The sequence below is a fragment of the Leifsonia sp. YAF41 genome, assembly GCF_052113185.1.
In the GTDB taxonomy this organism is placed as follows: domain Bacteria; phylum Actinomycetota; class Actinomycetes; order Actinomycetales; family Microbacteriaceae; genus Cryobacterium.
The window spans coordinates 1-22,635 of the sequence record NZ_JBFRCS010000004.1; the positions used below are offsets into that span (position 1 = coordinate 1).

A 22,635-nucleotide genomic window follows, 5' to 3' on the forward strand; every position below is an offset into this window, starting at 1 on the left:
CAAACTCATCAAACAACAAACTCATCAAACAAAGAATGAAACGAACAAGTCCGTTTGTGTTTTGTTTGGGATTGGCCCCGCTTGAGGCCGCTCAGCTTGCCGCTGACCGAACCTTTGGGGTGACAAGAGATGACTATACGTGGGTTTTCGCAGACCCCGCAAACCGCACCTCATCCCGGGCGTGTCGCCAGCCGCCCCCACCCGGGCACCCCCGGCGCGGCCTGCCACCGTGTGCCGCCGAACCGCGGTAATTCACCATTTTTGTCGCCCGCAACTCGATCCCCCGAGAGGGCGCCCTTCGTGCGGGATCGGCTCCCCTCGGTCTCGACAAGCTCGACCACCGGCCCATCTGCCGGCCAACGACATCGACTTAACGAGAATCGGGCCCCAGCAAAAAGCTGGAGCCCGTTCGTGCGCGCGCTCCCCCTAGAGGGAGTTCGCACAGAGAGGAGAAAGTTACTCGACGAAGATTCCGGCGAGCGTCTTCTTGCCGCGACGCAACACTGCCACGCCCCCGGGAAGAACCGAACCCGCAACGGTTTGCGCTTCGTCGGTCACCTTCACGTTGTTGAGGTAAACCCCGCCCTGGGCCACGGCCCGACGCGCTTCGCCCAGGCTCGAGGTCAGTTCGGTGTCAACGAGAAGCTGCACGACCTGCGCGTTCGGCGCCGTTGTCGTGTTCGGGAGCAACCGCAATGCCGCCTCGAGCGTGGCCGGGTCAAGCTCGGCCAGGTCACCCTGACCGAAGAGTGCCTGCGCGGCGTGGATCGCAGCATCCGTTGCCGGCACGCCGTGAACCAGACTCGTCACCTCGAACGCCAGTGCGCGCTGCGCCTCACGCTTGAACGGCTCGGCCGCCACAGCCTGCTCGAGTCGCTCGATCTCGACGCGATCGAGGAACGTGAACACCTTGAGTCGGCCGATCACGTCGGAATCGTCGGTGTTCAACCAGAACTGGTAGAAGGCGTAGGGGCTCGTGAGCGACGGGTCAAGCCAGACGGCGTTGCCTTCGCTCTTGCCGAACTTGGTTCCGTCGCTGTTCGTGATCAGCGGGGTGCCGATGGCGTGAACGCTCGCACCCTCAGCCTTGCGAATGAGGTCGGTGCCGCTGGTGAGGTTGCCCCACTGGTCGCTGCCGCCGGTCTGCAACACGCAGTTGTAGGTGCGGTAGAGCTCGAGGTAGTCGAGGCCCTGCAGCACCTGGTAGCTGAACTCGGTGTAGCTGATGCCTTCGTCGCTGTTCAGGCGCGCGCTGACGGCATCCTTCTTGAGCATGGTGCCGACGCGGAAGTACTTGCCGATTTCGCGCAGGAAGTCGATGGCCGAGAGCGGCTCGGTCCAATCGAGGTTGTTCACCAGCGTGACGGCGTTACTGCCTTCGGCGCTGAGAAAGCGCGACACCTGCGACTGCAGGTAGCCCACCCACTCGGCGACGGTGTCGCGCGTGTTCAGGGTGCGCTCGGCGGTCGGCCGCGGGTCGCCGACGAGGCCGGTCGAACCGCCGACAAGGCCGAGCGGATGGTGGCCGGCGAGCTGCAGACGGCGCATCAGCAGCAGCTGCACCAGGTTTCCGAGGTGCAGGCTCGGTGCGGTCGGGTCAAATCCGCAGTAATACGTGATCGGCTCACCGGCGAGAAGATCGCGCAGTTCGGTCGCGTCGGTGGAGACATGAACGAGGCCGCGCCAGGTGATCTCCTCCCACACGTTGTCGAAGGAGGGATCGTTGGTCTGCTGGGTGAGGATGCTGGGGTCTGACACGTTGCCCAGATTACCAGCGCGACGCGCGTCGATTGCGTTCGTGCCGGGGCCACCTTCTTCTGATTGGCGTACCCGATGGTCAGTGAATTAAGGCCAGCAGCTTAATCGAGCTTGATTAAGTCTTGTGACTTGATTATGCTCGGTTCGAGATGGAGGCTTAACGCAATGTATGTCGTCACCGCCGATCAAATAGACAGTCGAACCGACCGCGACCGCGCCGGCGAACTGATCCACGCCCTGACCGATCAATTCGGGCCCGCATTTGTGCTGCCTCCCGATCAAACGGCGGGCGACGAGATCCAGGTCATGATCGTGGATGCCGCGGCAACGCTTGACGCGATCCTTCTGGCGCATCGCGCCGGTCACTGGAGTATCGGCCTCGGCCTCGGATCGGTGCGCACCCCGCTCCCTGCCGCAACACGGCAGGCCGCCGGCACTGCATTCATCGCGGCGCGCGATGCCGTCACCCGAGCGAAACGCAGCGACACCCGGTTCGCCGTGACCACGCTCGGTGCCGAATCTACGGCGAGCGGAGGCTCAGCCGATGAGCTCGAATCGAACAATCTCGCAGCGGCCGACCTCGAGGCGCTCCTCGGGCTGCTCCTGCTTCTGCGCCAACGCCGCTCGGACGAAGGCTGGCACGCCATCGACCTCGTGCAGTCCGGTCTCAGCCAGGCCAAGGCCGCAGCCCGACTCGGCATCTCCACCGCCGCGATCAGTCAGCGCCTCAAGACCGCGAGCTGGCGGGCCGAGCAGGCCGCGCGACCCGCACTCATTAAGCTCTTAACCGACCTGCACCGCCGAATAACCGAGACGGATCCCGCCGCATGAATTTCTATCCCGCTATCGACCTTTTCGGCTACGCGTATTGGTTGTTGCTGATTCTCGTCTCCGTCGCCTCGCTCGTCGCCGCAGCATTCGCCTTCAAGTTCGCGAAACCGGTCTACGCGATCGTGTCGGGCGGAACGCTTGCGGCCGCGTTGATCCTGGCGGCCATGCCGAACCCCGATGCGCATAGCTCGTTCGGCACGCTCCTCGGAATCATTGCGCTGGCCCTCTCGGTGATCGGTGGCGGCCCGGTTGCCGCCTACTCCCTCCGGCTTGCCACCCGCGGCTCGGTCGCCCCCGGCAGCCACGGCGGGATTCTGGTCGAAAACTCACCCAGCGCTGCCGCTGCCGTGTCGTCTGGCGCCGCGGGCGAGGGCGCCGCGGTGCACGAGGTGCTGCGCGGCGGCCTGGCCATCGGCATCCTGGAACGCCTCGCGGTGACCGGTGCGATTCTCGCCGGCTTCCCGGAGGCGATCGCCGTCGTCGTCGCGATCAAGGGTGTTGGCCGGTTCACCGAGCTGGCGGCATCCGAGGCCCGCGAACGGTTCATCATCGGCACCCTCGCCAGCCTGACCTGGGCCTGCGCCTGCGCTGCGCTGGTGTCGCTCGCGATCGCGTAACGGATCTCGAGAGTCTCGATCGGCGGACCTTCGGTGGTCGAGCTTGTCGAGACCACGCGTGCCGATCTCGAGAATCGGTCACCGGATCTCGACAGGCTCGATCACCGGTGCAGCTCGATCACCGGTGCAGCTCGATCACCGAGATCGAGGATGCCGCTTGTACGGCGACACCGATGGCTCCCCCGGCATCCAAAACCGCCACGGAAACTGTTCCGCAGCGCCGCCGTCGCCGCTGACCCCGGTGCGCGGACCGGTCTGGTACGCCACCGGATGCTCCGGCAACGTCAACTCGAACGGCTCCGCGAACAGGTCGGCGCCGTTTTCATCGAGCCTGATTCCGAGCGCAACGCTCAGGCGGGCCGGGCCACGGGCCAGATCCCGGTCGGACCGCGAGGTGGGGCGCCGCTCGCGAGCCAGTTCAAGCCCCTCGACCACGTCGCCCGCGCGCAGCAGCAGTCCCGACGCCTGCCCCACCGGTGAGCACACCACATTCGCGCAGACGTGCATGCCGTAGGTGAAGTAGGCGTAGAGATGGCCGGAGGGGCCGTACATGCTCGAGTTCCGGGCGGTCTGACCGCGGAAGGCGTGCGAGCCGGGATCGACTCCCCCGCCGAGATACGCCTCGACCTCGGTCAAACGTACCGAGACGCCCGCGTGGCTGAGCACGGCGCCGAGCAGAAATGGAGCGGCCTCGACCGCCGGCTGATCAAACAACGTGCGGTCGAGGCCCATGAGCGTCGCGGTGCGATCTACTCGGTTGTGATTATTCGGTCAGCGCCGTCGCCAGAACACGCACGCGTTCCACGAGGTGGGCGCGCTGCTCGGCGACACGAACAGGAGCGGTGCCCCCCTGTCCGTCGCGACTTTCAACTGAACCGCGGATGGTCAACACCTCGCGCACCTCGGGAACAAGGTGCACCGAGATGGACTGCAACGCAGCATCGTCGACCTCGTGCAGGTCGAGTCCGTGATCTTCGGCGTACTTGACCAGCGAACCGGTGATCTCGTGAGCGTCACGGAACGTGACATGACGCTTGACCAGCCATTCGGCGACATCCGTGGCCAGCGAGAAGCCCTGCGGGGCGAGTTCGGCCATGCGCTCGGTGTGAAAACGCAAGGTTGCGATCATGCCGGTGAAGGCCGGGAGCAACACCTCGAGCGTTTCGATCGAGTCGAAGACCGGCTCTTTGTCTTCCTGCAGGTCGCGGTTGTACGCGAGCGGCAGGCCCTTGAGCGTGGTCAGCAGACCGGTCAGGTTTCCGATCAGGCGACCAGACTTGCCGCGCGCGAGCTCGGCGATATCGGGGTTCTTCTTCTGCGGCATGATCGACGAACCGGTCGAGTAGGCGTCGTCGAGAGTGACAAAGCCGAACTCTTTCGTGTTCCAGAGAATGATCTCTTCGGCCAGGCGCGACAGGTCGATGCCGATCTGCGCGGTGATGTAGGCGAACTCGGCGACAAGGTCGCGGCTGGCGGTTCCGTCGATCGAGTTCTCGACGACAGCACCGAACCCGAGATCGGTGGCGACCAGGCGCGCATCCAGCCCGAGCGTGTTGCCGGCAAGTGCGCCGGAACCGTAGGGCGAGAAGTCGGCGCGACGGCTCCAGTCGGCGAAGCGTTCGAGGTCACGCACAATCGGCCAGCAGTGCGCGAGCAGGTGGTGCGAGAGCAGAACCGGCTGAGCGTGCTGCAAGTGGGTGCGGCCAGGCATGATCGCGTCGGCGTGCGCCTCGGCCTGCGAGGCCAACGCGTCGATGAGCTCGATCAGCAGGGTCGCGAGCTTTGCGGCGTGGTCGCGCAGCAGCATCCGGATGAGCGTGGCGATCTGGTCATTGCGGCTCCGGCCGGCGCGCAGTTTGCCGCCGAGCTCGACACCGGTCAGATCGATCAGGCCGCGCTCCAACGCCGAGTGCACGTCTTCGTCGGTGGCTGCCGGATGGAATCGACCGTCGATGACGGCTTCTTCCAACGTGTCGAGTGCGCTGATCATGCCGGCGAGCTCGTCATCGGTCAGGTAGCCGGCCGCAGCCAGCGCACGGGCGTGAGCACGCGATCCACGGATGTCGTACTCGGCCAGCTGCCAGTCGAAATGAGTCGACTTGCTCAGCCGAGCCAATTCGGGCGAGGGCCCGCCGGCGAAGCGGCCACCCCAGAGGGCACCCGCTTCACCGGCACGGTTTGCGACGTCGTCGCCAGACATGCGGATGCCTACTTGCCGGCGAGGTCGCGGCGTGCGGAGATCTTGCTCGGCAGCGACCACAGGTCGATGAAGCCCTTGGCCAGCGACTGGTCGAAGGTGTCACCGGTGTCGTAGGTGGCGAGGCTGAAGTCGTAGAGGCTCTGTTCCGACTTGCGACCGGTCACGACAGCGGTGCCGCCCTGCAACTTCAGGCGGATGTCGCCGGAAACGTACTTCTGGGTGTGGTCGATGAACGCGTCGAGCGAACGCTTGAGGCCGGAGAACCAGAGACCGTCGTAGACGAGCTCAGACCACTTGGCTTCGATGGAACGCTTGTAGCGGTTCTGGTCGCGCTCGAGCGTGACGTTTTCGAGCTCTTCGTGCGCAGCGATCAGGGCGATGCCGGCGGGAGCCTCGTAGACCTCACGGCTCTTGATGCCGATCAGACGGTCTTCGACGATGTCGATGCGGCCAATGCCGTGCTTGCCGGCGAGGGCGTTCATAGCGACGACCATTTCGAGCGGGGTGTGCGGCACACCGTCGATGGCGATCGGAACACCCTGGTCGAACGTGATGACGACCTCGTCGGCTTCGCGGTAGACACTGGGGTCCTGGGTGTACTCGTAAAGGTCTTCGATCGGCGCGTTCCACGGGTCTTCCAGGAAGCCGGTCTCGACCGCGCGGCCCCAGACGTTCTTGTCGATGGAGTACGGGTTCTTCTTCGACTGCAGAATCGGCAGGTTGTGCTGCTCGGCGTAGATGATCGCCTTGTCGCGGGTGAGCGCGAGGTCGCGCACGGGGGCGATGCTGGTCAGGTCGGGCGCGAGCGCGGCAACCGCGGCCTCGAAGCGCACCTGGTCGTTGCCCTTGCCGGTGCAACCGTGGGCGACGGAGTCAGCGCCGAGTTCTTTGGCGGTCGATGCCAGGTACTTCGCGATCAGCGGACGGCTGAGGGCGGAAACCAGCGGGTAGCGCTTCTGGTAGAGCGCGTTGGCCTTGAGCGCCGGAACGATGTAGTCGTCGGCGAACTCGTCTTTGGCGTCAACGACGATCGATTCGACGGCGCCGCAGTCGAGTGCACGCTGACGGATGTCATCCATGTTCTCGCCGCCCTGTCCCACGTCAACGGCGAGGGCGACGACCTCTTTGCCGGTTGCGTCTTTGAGCCAGCCGATGCCGACCGAGGTGTCGAGTCCGCCCGAATAGGCGAGGACGATGCGTTCAGCCATGGTTCTCCTTCAGAATTGATCACTTCGAGTTTACGCAGGTTACGGCTGGTGCCGTGCCCGGGTCTATCACTGGATGCCGTGCGGGCGACGAACGAGTTGCTACTCGTTCTCGTCGTCGATGTCGGCGATCAGGTCGTGCACGTCGGCTTCGAACTCGCCGGCCGCCTTCTCCAGGCGGGCACGCAATGCGGCCGCTTCGGCCGGGGTCGTGGTAGCCGAGTCGGCGACGGTCTGCAGACGGTCGCGCAGGATGCCGACGGTATCGAGATCGCCGTCGCTGATGACGCCTTGGCGGAGTTCGGCGCTGACGCGCCTGACTCGGTCAAGGGCGGAGGTGAGCTCGGTCGCCGCCGCGGTGATGACCCGCAGGTCGTCGGCATCCGTGTCGCTCAGCAGCTGGTCGAGCAGGTCGAGGTAGGCGGCAGCGGCGAGCAGGTTGTCGCGATCGTTGTCAGTCATGATCAGGCCGCGTTCTGAGCGAGCAGCCAGACGAGCAGAGCCTTCTGCGCGTGCAGGCGGTTTTCGGCTTCGTCCCAGATGATGCTCTGCGCGCCGTCGATGACGTCGGCGGTGACCTCAAAGCCGCGGTCGGCCGGGAGGCAATGCATGAAGTGGGCGTCGGTCTTGGCCAGCGACATCAGCGCGCTGTCGACGCGGTACGCGCCGAGGTCGGCCAGTCGTGCTGCCTTCTCTTCTTCCTTGCCCATCGACACCCAGGTGTCGGTGATCACGATGTCGACACCGGCGACGGCCTCGGCCGGGTCGGTGAACAGCGTCACGGAGCCGCCGGTCTGAGCGGCGATGGCCTTGGCATCCGCGACGACCTGGGGGTCGGGCGAGTAGCCGGCCGGCGATGCGATGCGCACGTGCATGCCGGCGGTGGTGCCGGCGAGCAGGTAGGACTGGGCCATGTTGCAGGCGCCATCGCCCAGGAAGACGAGGGTCTGCCCGGCGAGTTCGCCGCGGTGCTCACGAATGGTGAGCAGATCGGCGAGCAGCTGGCACGGGTGGAATTCGTCGGAGAGTGCGTTGACGACCGGAACCGTGGTTCCCTTCGACATCTCTTCGAGCCCGGCCTGGCCATAGGTGCGCCAGACGATGGCGGCGACCTGACGCTCGAGCACGCGTGCCGTGTCCGACGCCGTTTCCTTGCCGCCGAGCTGGCTGTTCGCGGTGCTGATGATCAGCGGGATGCCGCCCAGGTCGGCGATTCCGACCGCGAACGAAACGCGTGTGCGGGTGGAGGACTTGTCGAAGATCACCGCGACCGTCTGCGGCCCGGCGAGCGGCTTGACCGCAAATCGGTCTCGCTTCAGTTCCAGTGCAAGGTCGAGGATCTCGGCTTGTTCGGCCGGAGAGAGGTCATCGTCGCGCAGGAAATGGCGGGTCACGGGATCACTTTCGGTTGTGTCTGAATCTGTGTCTGGAATCAGACGGGGGGTTTGGACAACTCTAAAGGCTGGCGAGAGCAGACCGGAATCGTCGCTCGAACTCGGCCAGTTCGGCGTCACCGACGATCAGCGGCGGTGCGAGCCGAATCGTCGAGGCATTCGGGGCGTTGACGATGAGGCCATTGGCCATCGCGGCGGCCGCAAGCTCGGCGGCGACGGGCTGTGACAGGCCAAGGCCGAGGAGCAGACCGCGGCCGCGCACCTCAGTGATCAGCGGCGAGTCGATGCGGGCGATGATCTCGCGCAACTGCTGGCCACGGCGGGCGGAGTTGGCGACCAGGTCATCGGTCTCGATCACGGTGAGCACGGCGTTCGCGGCCGCGGTCGCCAACGGGTTTCCGCCGAAGGTCGAACCGTGCTGGCCACGGCTGAACAGGTCGGATGCCGCGCCGAAGGTGACCAACGCACCGATCGGCACACCGCCACCCAGGCCCTTGGCGAGGGTGAGGGCATCCGGCTGGATGCCGTCGTGCTGAAAAGCGAACCAGTCGCCGGTGCGGGCGACGCCGGTCTGGATTTCGTCGAGAATCAGCAGCACGCCGTGCGCGGTACAGAGTTCGCGGGCCCGCGCCAGGTATCCGGCGGGCAGGTCGAAGACTCCCGCCTCGCCCTGTACGGGTTCGACGACGAGGGCTGCGACGGTGTTGTCGATGGCCGCTTCATGCGCCTCGATGGTGGGTTCGATGTGGTCGACTCCGCCGGGCACCGGCAGGAACGGCCCACGCATCGCCGGCTTGCCCGAGAGGGCGAGGCCGCCCATCGTGCGGCCGTGGAACGAGTCGGTCAGGGTCAGGATGCGGGTGCGCGAGCCGTCGCCCATGTTCAGGCGGGCGAGTTTCAGCGCCGCTTCGTTGGCTTCGGTGCCCGAGTTCGCGAAGAACACCCGGCCCGCCGCGCCGGCGCCGGTCAGGCGCTGCAGGCGTTCGGCGAGTTCGATCTGTGGCGGCGAGGCGAAGTAGTTCGAGACGTGGGCCAGGGTGGCGACCTGCTCGGAGACGGCGGCGACGAGCGCCGGATGCGCGTGACCGAGGGCGTTCACGGCGATTCCGGCGAGAAAGTCGAGGTACTCGGTGCCTTGGTCATCCCAGACATAGCAGCCTTCGCCGCGCACGAGCAGGGCGAGCGGCATGCCGAACACCGGCAGCAGGGAGTCGCTGTAGCGCTGCTGCCAGGTCGCGGCTGCGTCGTTAATGCTGTCGCCGTTCAGGGTGTCGGTGCTCATGCGGGTACCACCTCGGTGCCAATTCCATCTTGCGTGAAGATCTCGAGCAGGATCGAGTGCGGGATGCGTCCGTCGATGATCGCCGCCTTCTCGACTCCGCCGTCGACGGCGTCGAGGCAGGCGGTCATCTTCGGGATCATTCCCGATTCGAGGCTCGGCAGCAGTGCGCGGAGCGCGCTCGTGTCGATGCCGGAAACGAGCGAATCCCGGTTGGGCCAATCGCTATAGAGCCCGGCGACATCGGTGAGAATTACGAGCTTGGCGGCGCCGAGAGCCACGGCGAGGGCCCCGGCGGCGGCATCCGCGTTGACGTTGAGGGACTGGCCCGGCACGTCCTCGTCGGGCGCGATCGAGGAGATGACGGGAATGCGGCCGGCGTTCAACTGGGCGTGCACGGCTTCGGGATCGACACCGACGACATCGCCGACGAGTCCGAGATCGACCTCTTCGCCGTCGATGACCACGCCGCGGCGGCGACCGCGGAACAGGCCGGCGTCTTCCCCGGAGAGTCCGGCGGCCAGCGGGCCGTGCTCGTTGATGTGGCCGACGAGGTCGCGGTTGATCTGCCCGGTGAGCACCATCCGCACGACCTCCATCGCCTCGGGGGTGGTGACGCGGTAGCCGCCGCGGAACTCGCTTTCGATGCCGAGCCGGTCGAGCATCGCCGAGATCTGCGGGCCGCCGCCGTGCACGACGACCGGGCGGATGCCGGCGTAGCGCAGGTAGACCATGTCCTCGGCGAACGCGCGCTGTAATTCTTCACTGACCATGGCGTTGCCGCCGAATTTCACCACCACGATCTGGTCGTGGAAGCGCTTCAGCCAGGGCAGCGACTCGATCAGGGTCGCGGCCTTGACCGCGGCTTCGGCGGGGGTGTTCGTGTCGGCGGCGGCGTCCGCTGCGGAGTCCGCTGCGACCCGGCTCGTCATCTCGTCGCCCATCAGCTGGAGTACGCGCTGTTCTCTTCGACGTAATCGTGGGTCAGGTCATTGGTCCACAGGGTCGCTGCGGCCGATCCCTCGTGCAGGTCGATGACCACCGAGACGGCGCGGGGTGTGAGGTCGACGAGCTCGCGCGGCTGGTCGGGCTCGCCCGCCGTGCACACCTGCACGCCGTTGATCGCGACGTCGATGCCGTACGGGTCGAAGGCGGCATCCGCCGGGTCGACGGTTCCGACGGCGGCGAGCACGCGGCCCCAGTTGGGGTCGTTGCCGTAGATGGCTGCCTTGAACAGGTTGCTGCGGGAGACGGCGCGGGCGACCCGCACTGCTTCGTCTTCGCTGCCGGCGTTCTGCACGGTGATCGCCACATCGTGAGCGGCGCCTTCGGCATCCGCCTGCAGCTGCAGAGTGAGGTCGGTGCAGAGCGCGGTGAGCGCGTCGGTGAACTCGGTGAGGTCGGCGTCGATGCCGCTGGCGCCGGAGGCGAGCAGGCTCACCGTGTCGTTCGTGGACATGCAGCCGTCGGAGTCGAGGCGGTCGAAGGTGACCCGGGTGGCCGCGCGCAGGGCCACATCGAGCTGCGGGGAGCTGAGAATCGCGTCGGTGGTGATGACGACGAGCATGGTGGCCAGGCCCGGCGCGAGCATGCCGGCGCCCTTGGCCATTCCGCCGATCGTCCACCCGGTCGGCGAGCGGTGGCTCGACAGTTTCGGCCGGGTGTCGGTGGTCATGATGGCCTGCGCGGCGGCCAATCCGGCGTCGGCGGATGCCGCGGCATCCGTGGCCAGGGCGGCGGTCGCCTCCTGCACGCCGGCGGTCAGTTTGCCGAGGTCGAGCTGTTCGCCGATCAGGCCGGTGGAGCAGACGAGCACGTCTCCGGCGGACACCTCGAGAGCGGTTGCGACGGCTTCGGCCGTGGCGTGCGTAGTCTGGAAGCCGATTTTGCCGGTGTAGCAGTTGGCTCCGCCGGAGTTCAGCACGATGGCGCTGACCCGGCCGTCGCTCATGACCTGCTCACTCCAGAGCACGGGGTTGGCCTTGCATCGGTTGCTCGTGAAGACGGTGGCCGCGTTCTGCAGCGGGCCGAGGTTCTGCACGAGCGCGAGGTCGAGGCCGCCCGACTTCTTGAGGCCGGCGATGACGCCGGCTGCGATGAATCCGGCGGGGGCGGTCACACTCACGGGGCAACTCCATTCACGCTAAGTCCCGAGGTTTCGGGGAGTCCGAGGGCGATGTTCGCCGATTGGATGGCGGCACCGGCGGTGCCTTTGGCCAGGTTGTCGACGGCGGTCACCGTGACGACGCGGCCGGCGGCCTCGTCGACGGCGAGGCCGATCAGGGCGGTGTTGGCGCCGAGCACGTCGGCGGTGCGCGGAAACTGCCCGGCCGGCAGCAGCTGCACGAACGGCTCGCTCGCATAGGCGTTCTCCCACGCGGCGCGCACCTCGGCGGCCGAGGTGCCGGGCACGATGCGCGCCGTCGAGGTAGCGAGGATGCCGCGCGACATCGGCACGATCACGGGCGTGAACGAGATGGTCGGGTCGACGGCCCCTGCCCAGCGCAGGTTCTGCTGGATTTCGGGGATGTGCCGGTGCACGCCACCCACCGCATACGGGTTGRCGGAGCCGAGGATCTCACCGGCCAGGTTCGGAACCTTCAGCGCCTTACCGGCACCGGACGGGCCGACCGCGAGCACGGCGACGATGTCGGTTGCTTCGATCACACCGGCGTGGATGCCGGGCGCCAGGGCGAGCGAGACGGTGCTCGCGTTGCAGCCGGGGGCCGCGATGCGGCGCGCGCCGACGAGGCGGTCGCGCTGTTTCCCTGTCGCCAGCGGGAGTTCGGGAACGCCGTAGGCCCAGGCGCCGTAGTATTCGCCGCCGTAGAACGCCGCCCAGTCGCTCTCGCTTTCGAGACGGTGGTCGGCGCCGCAGTCGACGACGAGAGTGTCATTCGGCAGGTGCGAGGTCAGTTCGCCCGATTTGCCGTGCGGCAGCGCCAGAAAGACGATGTCGTGACCCGAGAGGGTTTCCGGCGTGGTTTCGACGAGAGTCAGGTGGGCGAGGGAACGCAGATGCGGTTGTACCTCGACGAGTCGGGCGCCGGCGTTGCTGTTCGCCGTGACGGTTCGCACCTCGAAGTCCGGATGTCCGGCGAGCAGCCGCAGCAGCTCACCGCCCGCGTAACCGCTTGCGCCCGCCACTGCTACCGAAAAAGCCATAGAACAAACCTACCGGCCCGGACTGTTGCTGGTCGCCCCGGTCGCTCCTGGTCGCTCCTGGTCGCCAGTCGACCGCATCCGTGCACCGCCCGAACGCATCCGTCGCGTGCGGCGCGCAAAGCGAGAATCGCCGTTTGTGCCGAGAATCGCTGTTCTAGCGGCGACTCTCGGCAGAAACGGCGACTCTCGGCACAAACACCTCGCCGAGCTTGAGCGTTCCGGTCGAGTTTGCCTGGTACTGGGATTACGTGGAATTACTCGCGCAAGCTCGCGTTGAAACGCGCCGCCGCGACGGAGACGCCGTCGAGCTTGGCCGCACTGGCCTCTGCCGCGGTCAGCGTGCGGTCCGGCGCCCGGAAGCGCAGTGCGAAGGTAAGCGACTTGAGACCCGACGGAACTCCGGCGCCCCGGTAGTCGTCGACGAGTTCGATGTGCTCGAGCAATGCGCCCGCGCCATCCTGCACGGCGGTGAGAACATCGCCGGCCGGCACCGAGGCGTCGACGACGAGCGACAGGTCCTGCGTCGCCGCCGGCTTCGTGCCAATAGGGCTGGCCACGATCTGCGGATCGCTCAGCTCGATGATCAGAGACAGGTCGAGTTCGGCAACGCCGACAACGCTCGGAAGCTCTGCCGCGCGGGCGACGGCGGGCAGCAGCTCGCCGGCGTATCCGACGACCACATCCTCGCCCTCCACGCTCACGAACAGTTCGGCGGTGCGACCCGGGTGCATCGCCTGGTGGCTGCCCTGGCGCACGCCGATGCGGGCACCGGTCGCAAGGGCGACCTGCTGCACCGCGGCGAGGGCGTCTTCCCAGCTGGCCGCGATCGGAGTCTGGCCGGGCTGGTGGGTGACCACATTGCCGGTGAGCACGACGCCGATGAAGTGCGGCTGCGGCGGGATGCCCGCGTTCAGCTCGTCCTCGAGGGCTGCGCTCGGGCGTACCGCTCCGGCGGGCAGTGTGGCCGCGCCGTAGGTCACGCCGGGCTCCGGTCGGAAGACCAGGCCCTGTTCGAAGATCGACAGGTTCACCAGCCCGCGCGAGCGGTTGCGGTGTGCGATCTGCAGCAGGCCGGGCAGGATCGAGGTGCGCAGGAACGGCACCTCACCGTCGAGCGGGTTGGCGATCTTGATCTGGGGAACTCCGCCGGCAACCATTGAGCCGAAGAGGTCGTTCTGCTTCTCCGACACGAACGGGTAGGCGAGCACCTCGGTGTGACCGGCGGCGGCCAGGGTGGTCGCGACGGCACGGCGCAGCACCTGGGCGCGGGTCAGACCCCGGCCGGGAGGCGCGATCGGCAGCACCGACGGGATGCGGTCGTAGCCGACGATGCGGGCCACTTCTTCGGCCAGCGTCCACTTGTCGGTCAGGTCGGGGCGCCAGCTCGGCGGCGTCACGGCAAGTCCGGTTGCGGTTTCGGCCAGAGAGGCGCCGATCTCGGCGAGCGAGGTGCGTACCTCTTCTGCCGTGTATTCCAGGCCGATCAGGCCGGAGATGAACCCCTTCGGCAGGTCGATGGCGACGGCGTCGGGCGTGGCGTCGTGCAGCGAACCGAGATCGTCGGCCACTCCCCCGGCGAGCTCGACGAGCAACTGCACGACACGGGCCGCAGCAACGATCGCGACCTCAGGGTCAACGCCACGTTCGAAGCGCTTGGATGCCTCGCTCGGCAGCTTGTGACGTCGCGCGGAACGCGCAATCGACACGGGGTCGAAGTTCGCCGACTCGATCAGCACGTTGCGGGTGGTGTTGCCGACCTCGGTCGAGGCGCCGCCCATCACGCCGGCGAGGGCGATCGGGCCGGAGTCGTCGGCGATCAGCAGGTCTTCGGGGCTGAGCGTGCGGGTGACGCCGTCGAGCGTCTCCAGCTTCTCGCCCGGCTGGGCGCGACGCACGAGCATGCCGCCGGCCAGCTTGTCGAAGTCGTAGCCGCCGATCGGCTGGCCGAGTTCGAGCATCACATAGTTGGTCACGTCGACGACGAGCGACACCGAGCGCATGCCGGCCAGCTTCAGCCGGGCGATCATCCAGGCGGGGGTCGGCGTGCTTGGGTCGACGCCCCGCACGACACGGGTGACGAACACACTCGCGCCGACGCGGCCGCGAATCGGCGCCGCATCGTCGATGGTGACCGGGAACTCGGAGGCGGCCGTGACGGGCGGAACCGACAGGGCCGGGTCGCGGAAATCCACGCCGGTCGCGTGCGAGTATTCCCGTGCGATTCCGCGGATCGAGAAGGCGTAGCCACGATCGGGCGTGACGTTCACCTCAACCGCGGCGTCGTCCAGACCCAGCAAACTCAGCGCATCCGCACCCACCGGCGCATCGAGGCCGAGCTCGACCAGGCGCAGGATGCCGTCGTGCTCGTCGCCGAGACCGAGCTCGCGGGCCGATGCGATCATGCCGTCAGACACGTGACCGTACGTCTTGCGGGCGGCGATCGGGAACGGGCCGGGCAGCACTGCGCCTGGCAGGGTCACGACGACCTTGTCGCCGACGAAGAAGTTGTGCGCTCCGCAGACGATGCCGTGGACGGCCGGGCCGCCGTCGGCGGCGAGCGCGGTCCCCTCGGGTGCAACGCGCACCTGGCACCAGCGGATGACCTTGCCGTTGGACTGCGGTTCGTCGACGAATTCGAGCACCTCACCGACGACGACCGGACCGGTCACTTCGAAACGGTGAATCTCTTCTTCTTCGAGGCCCACACTGACCAGGGCAGCATGCACGTCTTCCGGTGTGGTTCCGGCTTCCAGGTCGACGTACTCGCCGAGCCAACTCAGTGGAACGCGCATCAGACGTTCATCCCATACTGCTGGCTGAACCGAACATCGCCCTCGACCATGTCGTGCATATCCTTTACATCGTTTCTGAACATCAGTGCCCGTTCGACGCCGACGCCGAACGCGAACCCGGAGTACACCTCGGGGTCGATTCCGGCCGAGCGCAGCACGTTGGCGTTGACCATGCCGCAGCCGCCCCACTCGATCCAGCGGGCCCCGCCGGAGAAGGTCGGGTGCCACAGGTCGAGCTCGGCGCTCGGCTCGGTGAACGGGAAGTAGTTGGGGCGCAGGCGCACCTTGGCCTCGTCGCCGAACATCGCCTTGACGAAGTGGTCGAGCGTGCCGCGCAGGTGAGCCATGGTCAGGCCCTTGTCGATGGCGATGCCCTCGATCTGGGTGAAGACCGGAGTGTGCGTGGCGTCGAGCTCATCGGTGCGGTAAACGCGACCCGGGGCAACAACGTAGACCGGCAGTTCACGGCTGAGCAGCGCGCGCAGCTGCACCGGCGAGGTGTGGGTGCGCAGCACGAGGTGCGCGTTGGTCGGCTCGATGAAGAAGGTGTCCTGCATCGCGCGGGCCGGGTGGTCCTCGTCGAAGTTGAGCGCGTCGAAGTTGAACCATTCGCTCTCGAGCTCCGGGCCTTCGGCGACTTCCCAACCCATGCCGACGAAGACGTCGGCGATGCGCTCCTGCAAGAGGGGCAGCGGATGACGCGCCCCGGCCGTCCAGGTGGAGGCGGCGGCCGTCACGTCAACGGCTTCAGCCGCGAGCTGAGCCGTGGCTTCGGCCTCAAGAATCTCGGTTTCCTGCGCGGTGAGCGCCTGGTTGACCCGGCCTCGGGCGGCGCCCACGAGCTTGCCGGCGGCGGCCTTCTGGTCGCCGGGAACGCTGCGCATCAGCGCGTTGAACTTCGCGAGCGGAGAAAACTCGCCGGTGTGCTCGGTGCGCACGGTCTTGAGGGCAGCGGAATCGGTGGCTGCGGAAATGGCGGCGAGGGCGGCATCGACAGCCGCGCTCACGCCTGATTCAGTGATTTCAGCGGGGTCGCTGTTCATAGGCTCTGACACGAGACCCAAGTTTAGTGCGTGCGGTTGCGTCAGCCACCTGCCGTCGATCGCTAGGCCTCGCCGACCCGGAGTTCGATCTTCTCGACGTCAATCGGCTTCGACTCCCGGTGGCTGCCGCGGCTGCGGATCTCGACCCACTTCGCGAGCCCGGCGAGCAACAGGCAGAGCGACACGTAGATGGCGCCGAAGACCAGTGTCGCCGGAATGATGGGCGAGCCGTATGTCACCTGCGATCCGTAGAACTTCGCCAGGTACAGCAATTCGTTGAACGTGACAATGAATCCGAGCGCCGTGTCCTTCAGCACGACGACCAGCTGTGAAATGATCACGGGCATCATCGCCCGGATCGCCTGGGGATAGAGCACGAGTCGCATCACGCCGCTCTTCCGCAGGCCGATCGCGTACGCGGCTTCCTTCTGTCCGTTCGGCAGCGACTCCACGCCGGCACGGAACACCTCCGCCAGGACCGGGCCGTTGTAGAGGGTCAGGGCCGTCACCACCGCGACGAGTGGGGTGACGAACGTCACCCCGAGCGGCGGCAGCCCGTAGTACATGATCATCATCAGGATCAGCACGGGTATCGCCCGGAACAGTTCGATGAATATCGTCACGGGAATGCGTATCCAGGCATGGGCCGAGAGGCGCCCGACCGATAGCAGCAGCCCGAGGATCAGGCTGAACACCGAAGCGAGACCGAACGCCGTGAGGGTGGAGAGAGTGGCTTTCACGATCGCCTGTTGCACGAGCGGGAACGTGAAGATCTGCCACTTCGCGGCCGTGAACTGCCCCGTCACCCAGAATCGGTAGACGATGAAAGCCAGCACGCCGAGAACAACGAGCACCGTGACGATCCCCCAGATCAGATTGCGCCGGATAGCGCGAGGGCCCGGCACGTCATATAGAACGCTGCTCATCGCAACACCTTCCATCGGCGCTCGAGATATCGCTGCAGGAGGGAGAGCAACCCGACCAGGAGCACAAAGATGGCGGCCACCCAGAGCAGCACCACGATGGCCGGTTCACCTCGTTCAGAGAGGGTAGCCCTGATCGCTCCCGCTTCGGCCACCGAGAAGCCGGCGGCGACTGTCGTGTTCTTCAAGAGCGCGATGAACACACTCATCATCGGCGGGATGACCGCGCGCATGGCCTGCGGCATGACGACGAGCGTCATGGTCTGCGCAAACGGCAGGCCGATCGCCCGCGCGGCCTCGGCCTGGCCGACGGGCACCGTGTTGAAGCCGGAGCGCAGCACCTCCGCGACGTACGTCGCCGTGTACAGGCTGAGCGCGATGATGGCGAGCACCTCGTACGGCCAGTGAATGAGGTTGAGCTTCGGATAGCCGAAGGCGAAGAAGAACATGATCAGCGTCAACGGGGTATTGCGCACCAGGTTGACGTACACGGTGCCGACACCGCGCATGATCGGTACCGGCGACACGCGCATCGCCCCGACGACGGTGCCGAGGATCAAGGCGAAGATCGCCGAGAAGAAGAAAAGAATCAGGGTGTTCCGAAACCCCGACACAAACAAGTCGAGGTTGTTGATCAAGGTGTCCATGCCGGATGCTTCTCACTCCCGCTCGTGACGTTCACATGCGACGGATGCCCACCGCACTCGATCCGCGCGGCGGCAGCCCCCGAAGGGAACTGCCCCCGCGCGCCGGTCGTCGTTAGTACTGATCGACCGCCGGCTGCTCGACACTGGTACCGGACTGGCCGAGTGTCGAGTCGTAGATCGCGGTCCACGTCTCGCCGCCATTGGTGAACATCTCATTGATGAAGGTGCGGAGTGCCTCGTCGCCCTTCGGAAGGCCGACACCGTACTTCTCGACGGTGAACGGTTCACCCACCACCTTGAGGGCATCCGGCTCTTGCGCCGCATAGCCGATCAGGATCGCGGCATCCGTTGTGACAGCGTCGACCGAGCCGTCTTTCAGCGCGTCAACGCACTGTGAGTAGGTGTCGAACTCGACGGTCTTGGTGTCGGGGAAATTGTCCCTGATGTTTTGGATGGGCGTCGAACCTGTCGCCGAGCAGACGGTCTTTCCGGCGAGGTCGTTTTCACTCTTGATGTCGGTGTTGTCGGAGGCAACCAGCAGTCCCTGCCCGGTCTCGAAATAGGGTCCGGCAAAGTCGACCTGCTCCTTTCGTTTGTCGGTGATCGAATAGGTGCCGACGTAGTAGTCGATGTCGCCGTTGACGATCGCGGCCTCCCGGTTCGCGCTCGGGATCGCGATAAACTCGATCTGATCCTCGGAGAACCCGAGCGAGGCGGCAATCCAGCGCGCGATCTCAATGTCGAAACCGGTACGTTCCCCCGTCGCCGCATCGAGGTAGCCGAGCCCCGGCTGGTCTTCCTTCACCCCGACCTTGACCGAGCCCCGTTCCGTCATGGCGTCAAACGTGGGGCTGCCGGTCAGGTCGACCGTCTTCGCCACTTCGAACGGCGCCCCCGACGGGCTGGACCCCGCGTCGGTGGAGCCGGTGGTTCCCGAGTCAGAACCCGAACATCCCGCCAAGGCGAGCGCTGCAACGGCCACGGTGGCCAGGAGAGTCATTCTCTTTCGCATTTTCGTCCCTTTCTTGGTGTGGGGCGGCTGGGCCGCCCCCGGCTCAGTGACTCGCAGTCAATGCGAGAGCAATTTCGACAAGAAGTCCTTGGCCCGGGTGCTGCGCGGGGCGGTGAAGAATTCTTCAGGCGTCGCCTCTTCGACTATCTCGCCGTCGGCCATGAAGATGACCCGGTCGGCCGCCTTCCGCGCAAACCCCATCTCGTGGGTGACGACGATCATGGTCATCCCGTCGTTGGCGAGATCGATCATCACCTCGAGCACCTCGTTGATCATCTCGGGGTCGAGTGCGCTCGTCGGCTCGTCGAGGAGGATCACCTTGGGGTCCATGGCCAGGGCACGGGCGATGGCCACGCGCTGCTGTTGACCGCCCGACAGCTGGGCAGGCATCTTCTTTGCCTGGTTCGCGACGCCGACCCGTTCGAGCAGTTTCATCGCGCGGGCGTCTGCCTCTCGTTTCGAGACGCCACGCACCTTGATGGGGCCCAGGGTGACGTTCTCGAGCACGGTCTTATGCGCGAAGAGGTTGAAGGATTGAAAAACCATTCCCACGTCGGCGCGCAGGTGGGCGAGAGCCTTGCCCTCAGCCGGGAGCACCGTGCCGTCAATCGTGATGACACCGTCGTCGATGGTCTCGAGTCGGTTGATCGCCCGGCACAGCGTTGACTTGCCGGAGCCGCTGGGTCCGATGACCACGACGACCTCGCCGCGGTTGACTTGGGCGTTGATGTTCTTCAGTACATGAAGCTCACCGAAATGTTTGTTGACATTGGTGACGACGACGAGTGGTTCGCCGCGTCGCACGCTGATGTTCGACGTTGGGGGCAGAGACTCAGATTGCTCCATGCCCCCCAACCTAGGGACAAGACGCGGTCTTCCCTATGGTTCCGGCCCGACGGTTACCGAGTTGTAACACACGCCGGCGTGCTTCTGCACGCCGGAGTTGTAACACACGCCGGCGTGCTTCTGCACGCCGACGTGTACGGCTTAGCTGCGCTGCGCGAAGGCACTCTCGTAGAGGCACACCGACGCGGCTGTCGCCAGGTTCATCGACTCGGCGTGGCCGTAGAGCGGTACCGAAACCGAGGTGTCGGCCAGCAGCAGGTCGTCGTCGGTGAGCCCGCGCGCCTCGTTGCCGAACAGCCAGGCGGTGGGCTTGGCCAGGAGTCCGGAGTTGCGCGCCTCCAGGAGGTCGCCACCCTTGACATCCGCAGCAAGAATCTGCAGCCCGGCGGCACGTGCACGCTCGCGCACATCGGCCAGGTTGGCGCCGACGGCGACCGGGAGGTGGAAGATCGAGCCGGTGGAGGAACGCACAACCTTGGGGTTGTAGAGGTCGACGCTGCGACCGGTGAAGATCACGGCATCGGCGCCGGCGGCATCCGCTGCACGGATGATCGTGCCGGCGTTGCCGGGGTCGCGCACCTCTTCGAGGATGGCGATGAGCTTGGGCTCGTCGTTGAAGATGTCTTTGACCGAGGTCGGGAACTGGTGGCAGACCGCGACGAAACCCTGCGGGGTGACGGTGTCGGCCATCGCGTCGAGCACCTGCTCGCTGACGAACTCGATGTCGACGCCGGCGTCGGTGGCCAACTGTGCGATGTCGGTGTAGCGCTCGAGCGCGGTCGGGGTGGCGAACAACTCAACGACCAGGTTGGGGCGGAAGGTCAGTGCTTCTGAGACAGCCTGGGGGCCTTCGAGAAGAAACATTCCCGTCTCTAAGCGAGCGGCACGCTTTTCGAGTTTGGCAACGGCGCGAACGCGCGGGGAACGGGGGTTATCAAGCATGGGTCAAGCCTACTTGAGGCTTTCTCGCCCGAAGTGCGTGGAGGAGCGTTAAAAACAGAACGGGAGCAGGCGGTGAAGCCTGCTCCCGTTCGGAGGTAAAGCGCGGGCGTGAGCCCGGGGGTCTGACTACGCAGCAACCTTCGGTGCTGAGGTGTCAGCCGGAAGAGCCTTCTTGGCGGACTCAACGAGTGCCGCGAACGTGGCGGGCTCGTTGACGGCCAGCTCGGCCAGCATGCGACGGTCAACCTTGATCTCAGCAATGCCGAGGCCCTGGATGAGACGGTTGTAGGTCAGGCCGTTGGCACGCGATGCCGCGTTGATGCGCTGGATCCACAGGCGACGGAAGTCACCCTTGCGGGCGCGACGGTCGCGGTAGCTGTAAACCAGGGAGTGTGTGACCTGCTCCTTGGCCTTGCGGTACAGGCGCGAACGCTGTCCGCGGTAGCCCGAGGCGCGCTCAAGGATGACGCGACGCTTCTTGTGGGCGTTGACGGCCCTCTTTACTCTTGCCATTTTTCTATATTCCTAACGAGATAACGAGGGTCTTAGTGACCGAGAAGCTTCTTGGCGGTCTTGCTGTCAGCCTTTGACAGGACCTGGTCCTGGTTCAGGCGAGCCTTGCGCTTGGCAGACTTGACCTCCAGGTTGTGACGCATTCCAGCCTGCTGCTTCATGACCTTGCCGCTACCGGTGATCTTGAATCGCTTCTTGGCCCCGGAGTGGGTCTTCTGCTTAGGCATTCTTTTCCTCCTGTTTCGCTGCTTTATCAGCAGCACGGTGTGCGAGGGCCTCGCCCTTGACCTCTGACTTGTTCTTCAGAGGGCCAATGACCATGACCATATTTCGACCGTCGATGGTGGGGGTCGATTCCACAGAACCGAACTCCGCCACATCCTCGGCAAATCTTTGGAGCAGACGTACGCCCTGATCGGGACGTGACTGCTCACGTCCACGGAACAAGATCATTGCTTTGACCTTGTCGCCGGCCTTCAGGAAGCCCTCGGCGCGCTTGCGCTTGGTTTCGTAGTCGTGCTTGTCAATCTTGAGGCGGAAACGAACCTCTTTCAGGATCGTGTTCGCCTGGTTGCGCCGGGCTTCTTTAGCCTTCTGCGCAGCCTCGTACTTGAATTTGCCGTAGTCCATGATCTTGGCAACCGGCGGCTTAGACGTGGGAGCTACTTCGACGAGGTCGAGATCTGCTTCCTGTGCCATGCGCAGGGCAACATCAATGGCCACGACCCCGATCTGCTCACCGGCGGGGCCGACGAGACGAACTTCAGGGACGCGGATACGGTCATTTGTACGGGGATCGCTGATGCGTCGCTCCTCTTTCTCAATCTTCGCGGCTACAACAGGTGACGGATGTCGCCCGTGACGAAGTGAGAAATCACGCATATGACTTGCACGAAATTAATTTCGCCAAACCACACACGACACCCTGTCTACCGCCTCGTTACTGAATCCAGTGCCGAGCCGGCGGAGTGCAAACTACCCGGTAACCTTGATGAAGCGGTCAAGCGCGGGTGGGAGATTATCCACTTTCGTACCGGAGCTATTGCCCCGGAGCCGCGTCGAGTCTAGCAGAGGATGGCAGTGAGTAACACATTTGATCAGGATGACGCAGCGCAGGCCACGCGGGACATCGCCGATGTCGCCGCAATTGAGGTCATCACGACCGCTGCAGTGCACTTGATGAGTGCCGCCGCGGTCAAGTGCGGACTGGCCGACGACCCCGAGAGCCAGCTCGATCTGGACGAGGCACGCAAGCTCATCACCGCCCTCGCCGGCCTGGTGACGGCATCCGCCCCCGATATTTCAGACATGCACGCGCGAAGCCTGCGCGATGGACTGCGTTCGCTGCAGTTGGCGTTCCGCGAGGCGTCGGCGATCCCCGACCCGATCGGCCAGGGCCCGGGCGAGAAGTACACCGGTCCGGTCAACTAGCCAGGCTTTCTCGATGCCCGGGTCGCTCTGGCGGCCC

Annotated in this window: 23 protein-coding genes; 3 read left to right on the top strand and 20 right to left on the bottom strand. The window is 65.7% G+C overall.

Features of this window, described 5'->3' with window-relative positions:
- Positions 1–456: 456 nt before the first annotated feature.
- Positions 457–1,758, bottom strand: a complete 1,302-nt coding sequence (gene tyrS / locus AB4Y63_RS04920; RefSeq protein ID WP_441789929.1) for a tyrosine--tRNA ligase — start codon at positions 1,756–1,758, stop codon at positions 457–459.
- Positions 1,759–1,923: 165 nt separating this feature from the next.
- Between tyrS and AB4Y63_RS04925 the strand changes: the two genes are divergently transcribed.
- Positions 1,924–2,589, top strand: coding sequence for a DNA-binding protein (locus AB4Y63_RS04925; RefSeq protein WP_441789930.1), 666 nt, complete (start codon positions 1,924–1,926; stop codon positions 2,587–2,589).
- Positions 2,586–3,206, top strand: coding sequence for a hypothetical protein (locus AB4Y63_RS04930; protein WP_441789931.1), 621 nt, complete (start codon positions 2,586–2,588; stop codon positions 3,204–3,206). The genes AB4Y63_RS04925 and AB4Y63_RS04930 overlap by 4 nt, the downstream gene beginning before the upstream one ends.
- Positions 3,207–3,341: 135 nt before the next feature.
- Here AB4Y63_RS04930 and AB4Y63_RS04935 read toward each other — a convergent pair whose 3' ends face one another.
- From AB4Y63_RS04935 to infC, 19 genes are all read right to left on the bottom strand, one after another.
- A complete protein-coding gene (locus AB4Y63_RS04935; RefSeq protein WP_441789932.1) occupies positions 3,342–3,938 on the bottom strand; it encodes a DNA-3-methyladenine glycosylase in 597 nt (198 codons plus the stop codon).
- Positions 3,939–3,969: 31 nt separating this feature from the next.
- On the bottom strand, positions 3,970–5,406 hold the full coding sequence (argH, locus tag AB4Y63_RS04940) for an argininosuccinate lyase (protein ID WP_441789933.1): 1,437 nt from the start codon (positions 5,404–5,406) through the stop codon (positions 3,970–3,972).
- Between the two features lie 8 nt (positions 5,407–5,414).
- Positions 5,415–6,614: an argininosuccinate synthase gene (locus AB4Y63_RS04945; protein ID WP_441789934.1), complete on the bottom strand. Its 1,200-nt coding sequence runs from the start codon at positions 6,612–6,614 to the stop codon at positions 5,415–5,417.
- A gap of 99 nt (positions 6,615–6,713) precedes the next feature.
- The gene (locus AB4Y63_RS04950; RefSeq protein ID WP_441789935.1) at positions 6,714–7,073 is read right to left on the bottom strand and encodes a hypothetical protein; all 360 of its coding nucleotides are present in this window, start codon (positions 7,071–7,073) and stop codon (positions 6,714–6,716) included.
- 2 nt (positions 7,074–7,075) lie between these two features.
- Positions 7,076–8,005: an ornithine carbamoyltransferase gene (gene argF / locus AB4Y63_RS04955; RefSeq protein ID WP_441789936.1), complete on the bottom strand. Its 930-nt coding sequence runs from the start codon at positions 8,003–8,005 to the stop codon at positions 7,076–7,078.
- 61 nt (positions 8,006–8,066) lie between these two features.
- Complete coding sequence (locus tag AB4Y63_RS04960; RefSeq protein ID WP_441789937.1) at positions 8,067–9,287, bottom strand: acetylornithine transaminase; 1,221 nt, start codon at positions 9,285–9,287, stop codon at positions 8,067–8,069.
- A complete protein-coding gene (gene argB, locus AB4Y63_RS04965; protein WP_441790124.1) occupies positions 9,284–10,216 on the bottom strand; it encodes an acetylglutamate kinase in 933 nt (310 codons plus the stop codon). Before argB ends, AB4Y63_RS04960 begins: the two co-directional genes overlap by 4 nt.
- Positions 10,217–10,227: 11 nt before the next feature.
- Entirely contained in the window at positions 10,228–11,409 is a 1,182-nt protein-coding gene (gene argJ, locus AB4Y63_RS04970) for a bifunctional glutamate N-acetyltransferase/amino-acid acetyltransferase ArgJ (RefSeq protein ID WP_441789938.1), read from the bottom strand.
- Complete coding sequence (gene argC, locus AB4Y63_RS04975; RefSeq protein ID WP_441789939.1) at positions 11,406–12,449, bottom strand: N-acetyl-gamma-glutamyl-phosphate reductase; 1,044 nt, start codon at positions 12,447–12,449, stop codon at positions 11,406–11,408. The genes argJ and argC overlap by 4 nt, the downstream gene beginning before the upstream one ends.
- Positions 12,450–12,703: 254 nt before the next feature.
- The gene (gene pheT, locus AB4Y63_RS04980) at positions 12,704–15,241 is read right to left on the bottom strand and encodes a phenylalanine--tRNA ligase subunit beta (protein WP_441789940.1); all 2,538 of its coding nucleotides are present in this window, start codon (positions 15,239–15,241) and stop codon (positions 12,704–12,706) included.
- Positions 15,241–16,284 carry a phenylalanine--tRNA ligase subunit alpha gene (gene pheS / locus AB4Y63_RS04985; RefSeq protein WP_441790125.1) on the bottom strand — a complete coding sequence of 348 codons (1,044 nt, stop codon included), beginning with the start codon at positions 16,282–16,284 and terminating at the stop codon, positions 15,241–15,243. The genes pheT and pheS overlap by 1 nt, the downstream gene beginning before the upstream one ends.
- A 62-nt stretch (positions 16,285–16,346) precedes the next feature.
- Positions 16,347–17,210 (bottom strand): amino acid ABC transporter permease, encoded by an 864-nt coding sequence (locus tag AB4Y63_RS04990; RefSeq protein WP_441789941.1) that lies wholly within the window; start codon positions 17,208–17,210, stop codon positions 16,347–16,349.
- Positions 17,207–17,854 carry an amino acid ABC transporter permease gene (locus AB4Y63_RS04995; RefSeq protein WP_441789942.1) on the bottom strand — a complete coding sequence of 216 codons (648 nt, stop codon included), beginning with the start codon at positions 17,852–17,854 and terminating at the stop codon, positions 17,207–17,209. The genes AB4Y63_RS04990 and AB4Y63_RS04995 overlap by 4 nt, the downstream gene beginning before the upstream one ends.
- Before the next feature lie 112 nt (positions 17,855–17,966).
- Entirely contained in the window at positions 17,967–18,866 is a 900-nt protein-coding gene (locus tag AB4Y63_RS05000; protein ID WP_441789943.1) for a glutamate ABC transporter substrate-binding protein, read from the bottom strand.
- A 57-nt stretch (positions 18,867–18,923) separates the two neighbouring features.
- Positions 18,924–19,712 carry an amino acid ABC transporter ATP-binding protein gene (locus tag AB4Y63_RS05005; RefSeq protein ID WP_441789944.1) on the bottom strand — a complete coding sequence of 263 codons (789 nt, stop codon included), beginning with the start codon at positions 19,710–19,712 and terminating at the stop codon, positions 18,924–18,926.
- 141 nt (positions 19,713–19,853) lie between these two features.
- A complete protein-coding gene (locus AB4Y63_RS05010; RefSeq protein WP_441789945.1) occupies positions 19,854–20,654 on the bottom strand; it encodes a TrmH family RNA methyltransferase in 801 nt (266 codons plus the stop codon).
- A 126-nt stretch (positions 20,655–20,780) separates the two neighbouring features.
- The gene (gene rplT / locus AB4Y63_RS05015) at positions 20,781–21,167 is read right to left on the bottom strand and encodes a 50S ribosomal protein L20 (RefSeq protein ID WP_441789946.1); all 387 of its coding nucleotides are present in this window, start codon (positions 21,165–21,167) and stop codon (positions 20,781–20,783) included.
- Positions 21,168–21,199: 32 nt separating this feature from the next.
- Positions 21,200–21,394: a 50S ribosomal protein L35 gene (rpmI, locus tag AB4Y63_RS05020; RefSeq protein ID WP_179577345.1), complete on the bottom strand. Its 195-nt coding sequence runs from the start codon at positions 21,392–21,394 to the stop codon at positions 21,200–21,202.
- Positions 21,387–22,049: a translation initiation factor IF-3 gene (gene infC / locus AB4Y63_RS05025; RefSeq protein ID WP_441789947.1), complete on the bottom strand. Its 663-nt coding sequence runs from the start codon at positions 22,047–22,049 to the stop codon at positions 21,387–21,389. Before infC ends, rpmI begins: the two co-directional genes overlap by 8 nt.
- A 198-nt stretch (positions 22,050–22,247) precedes the next feature.
- Between infC and AB4Y63_RS05030 the strand changes: the two genes are divergently transcribed.
- Positions 22,248–22,598: a DUF1844 domain-containing protein gene (locus AB4Y63_RS05030; RefSeq protein WP_345069105.1), complete on the top strand. Its 351-nt coding sequence runs from the start codon at positions 22,248–22,250 to the stop codon at positions 22,596–22,598.
- Positions 22,599–22,635 lie beyond the last annotated feature (37 nt).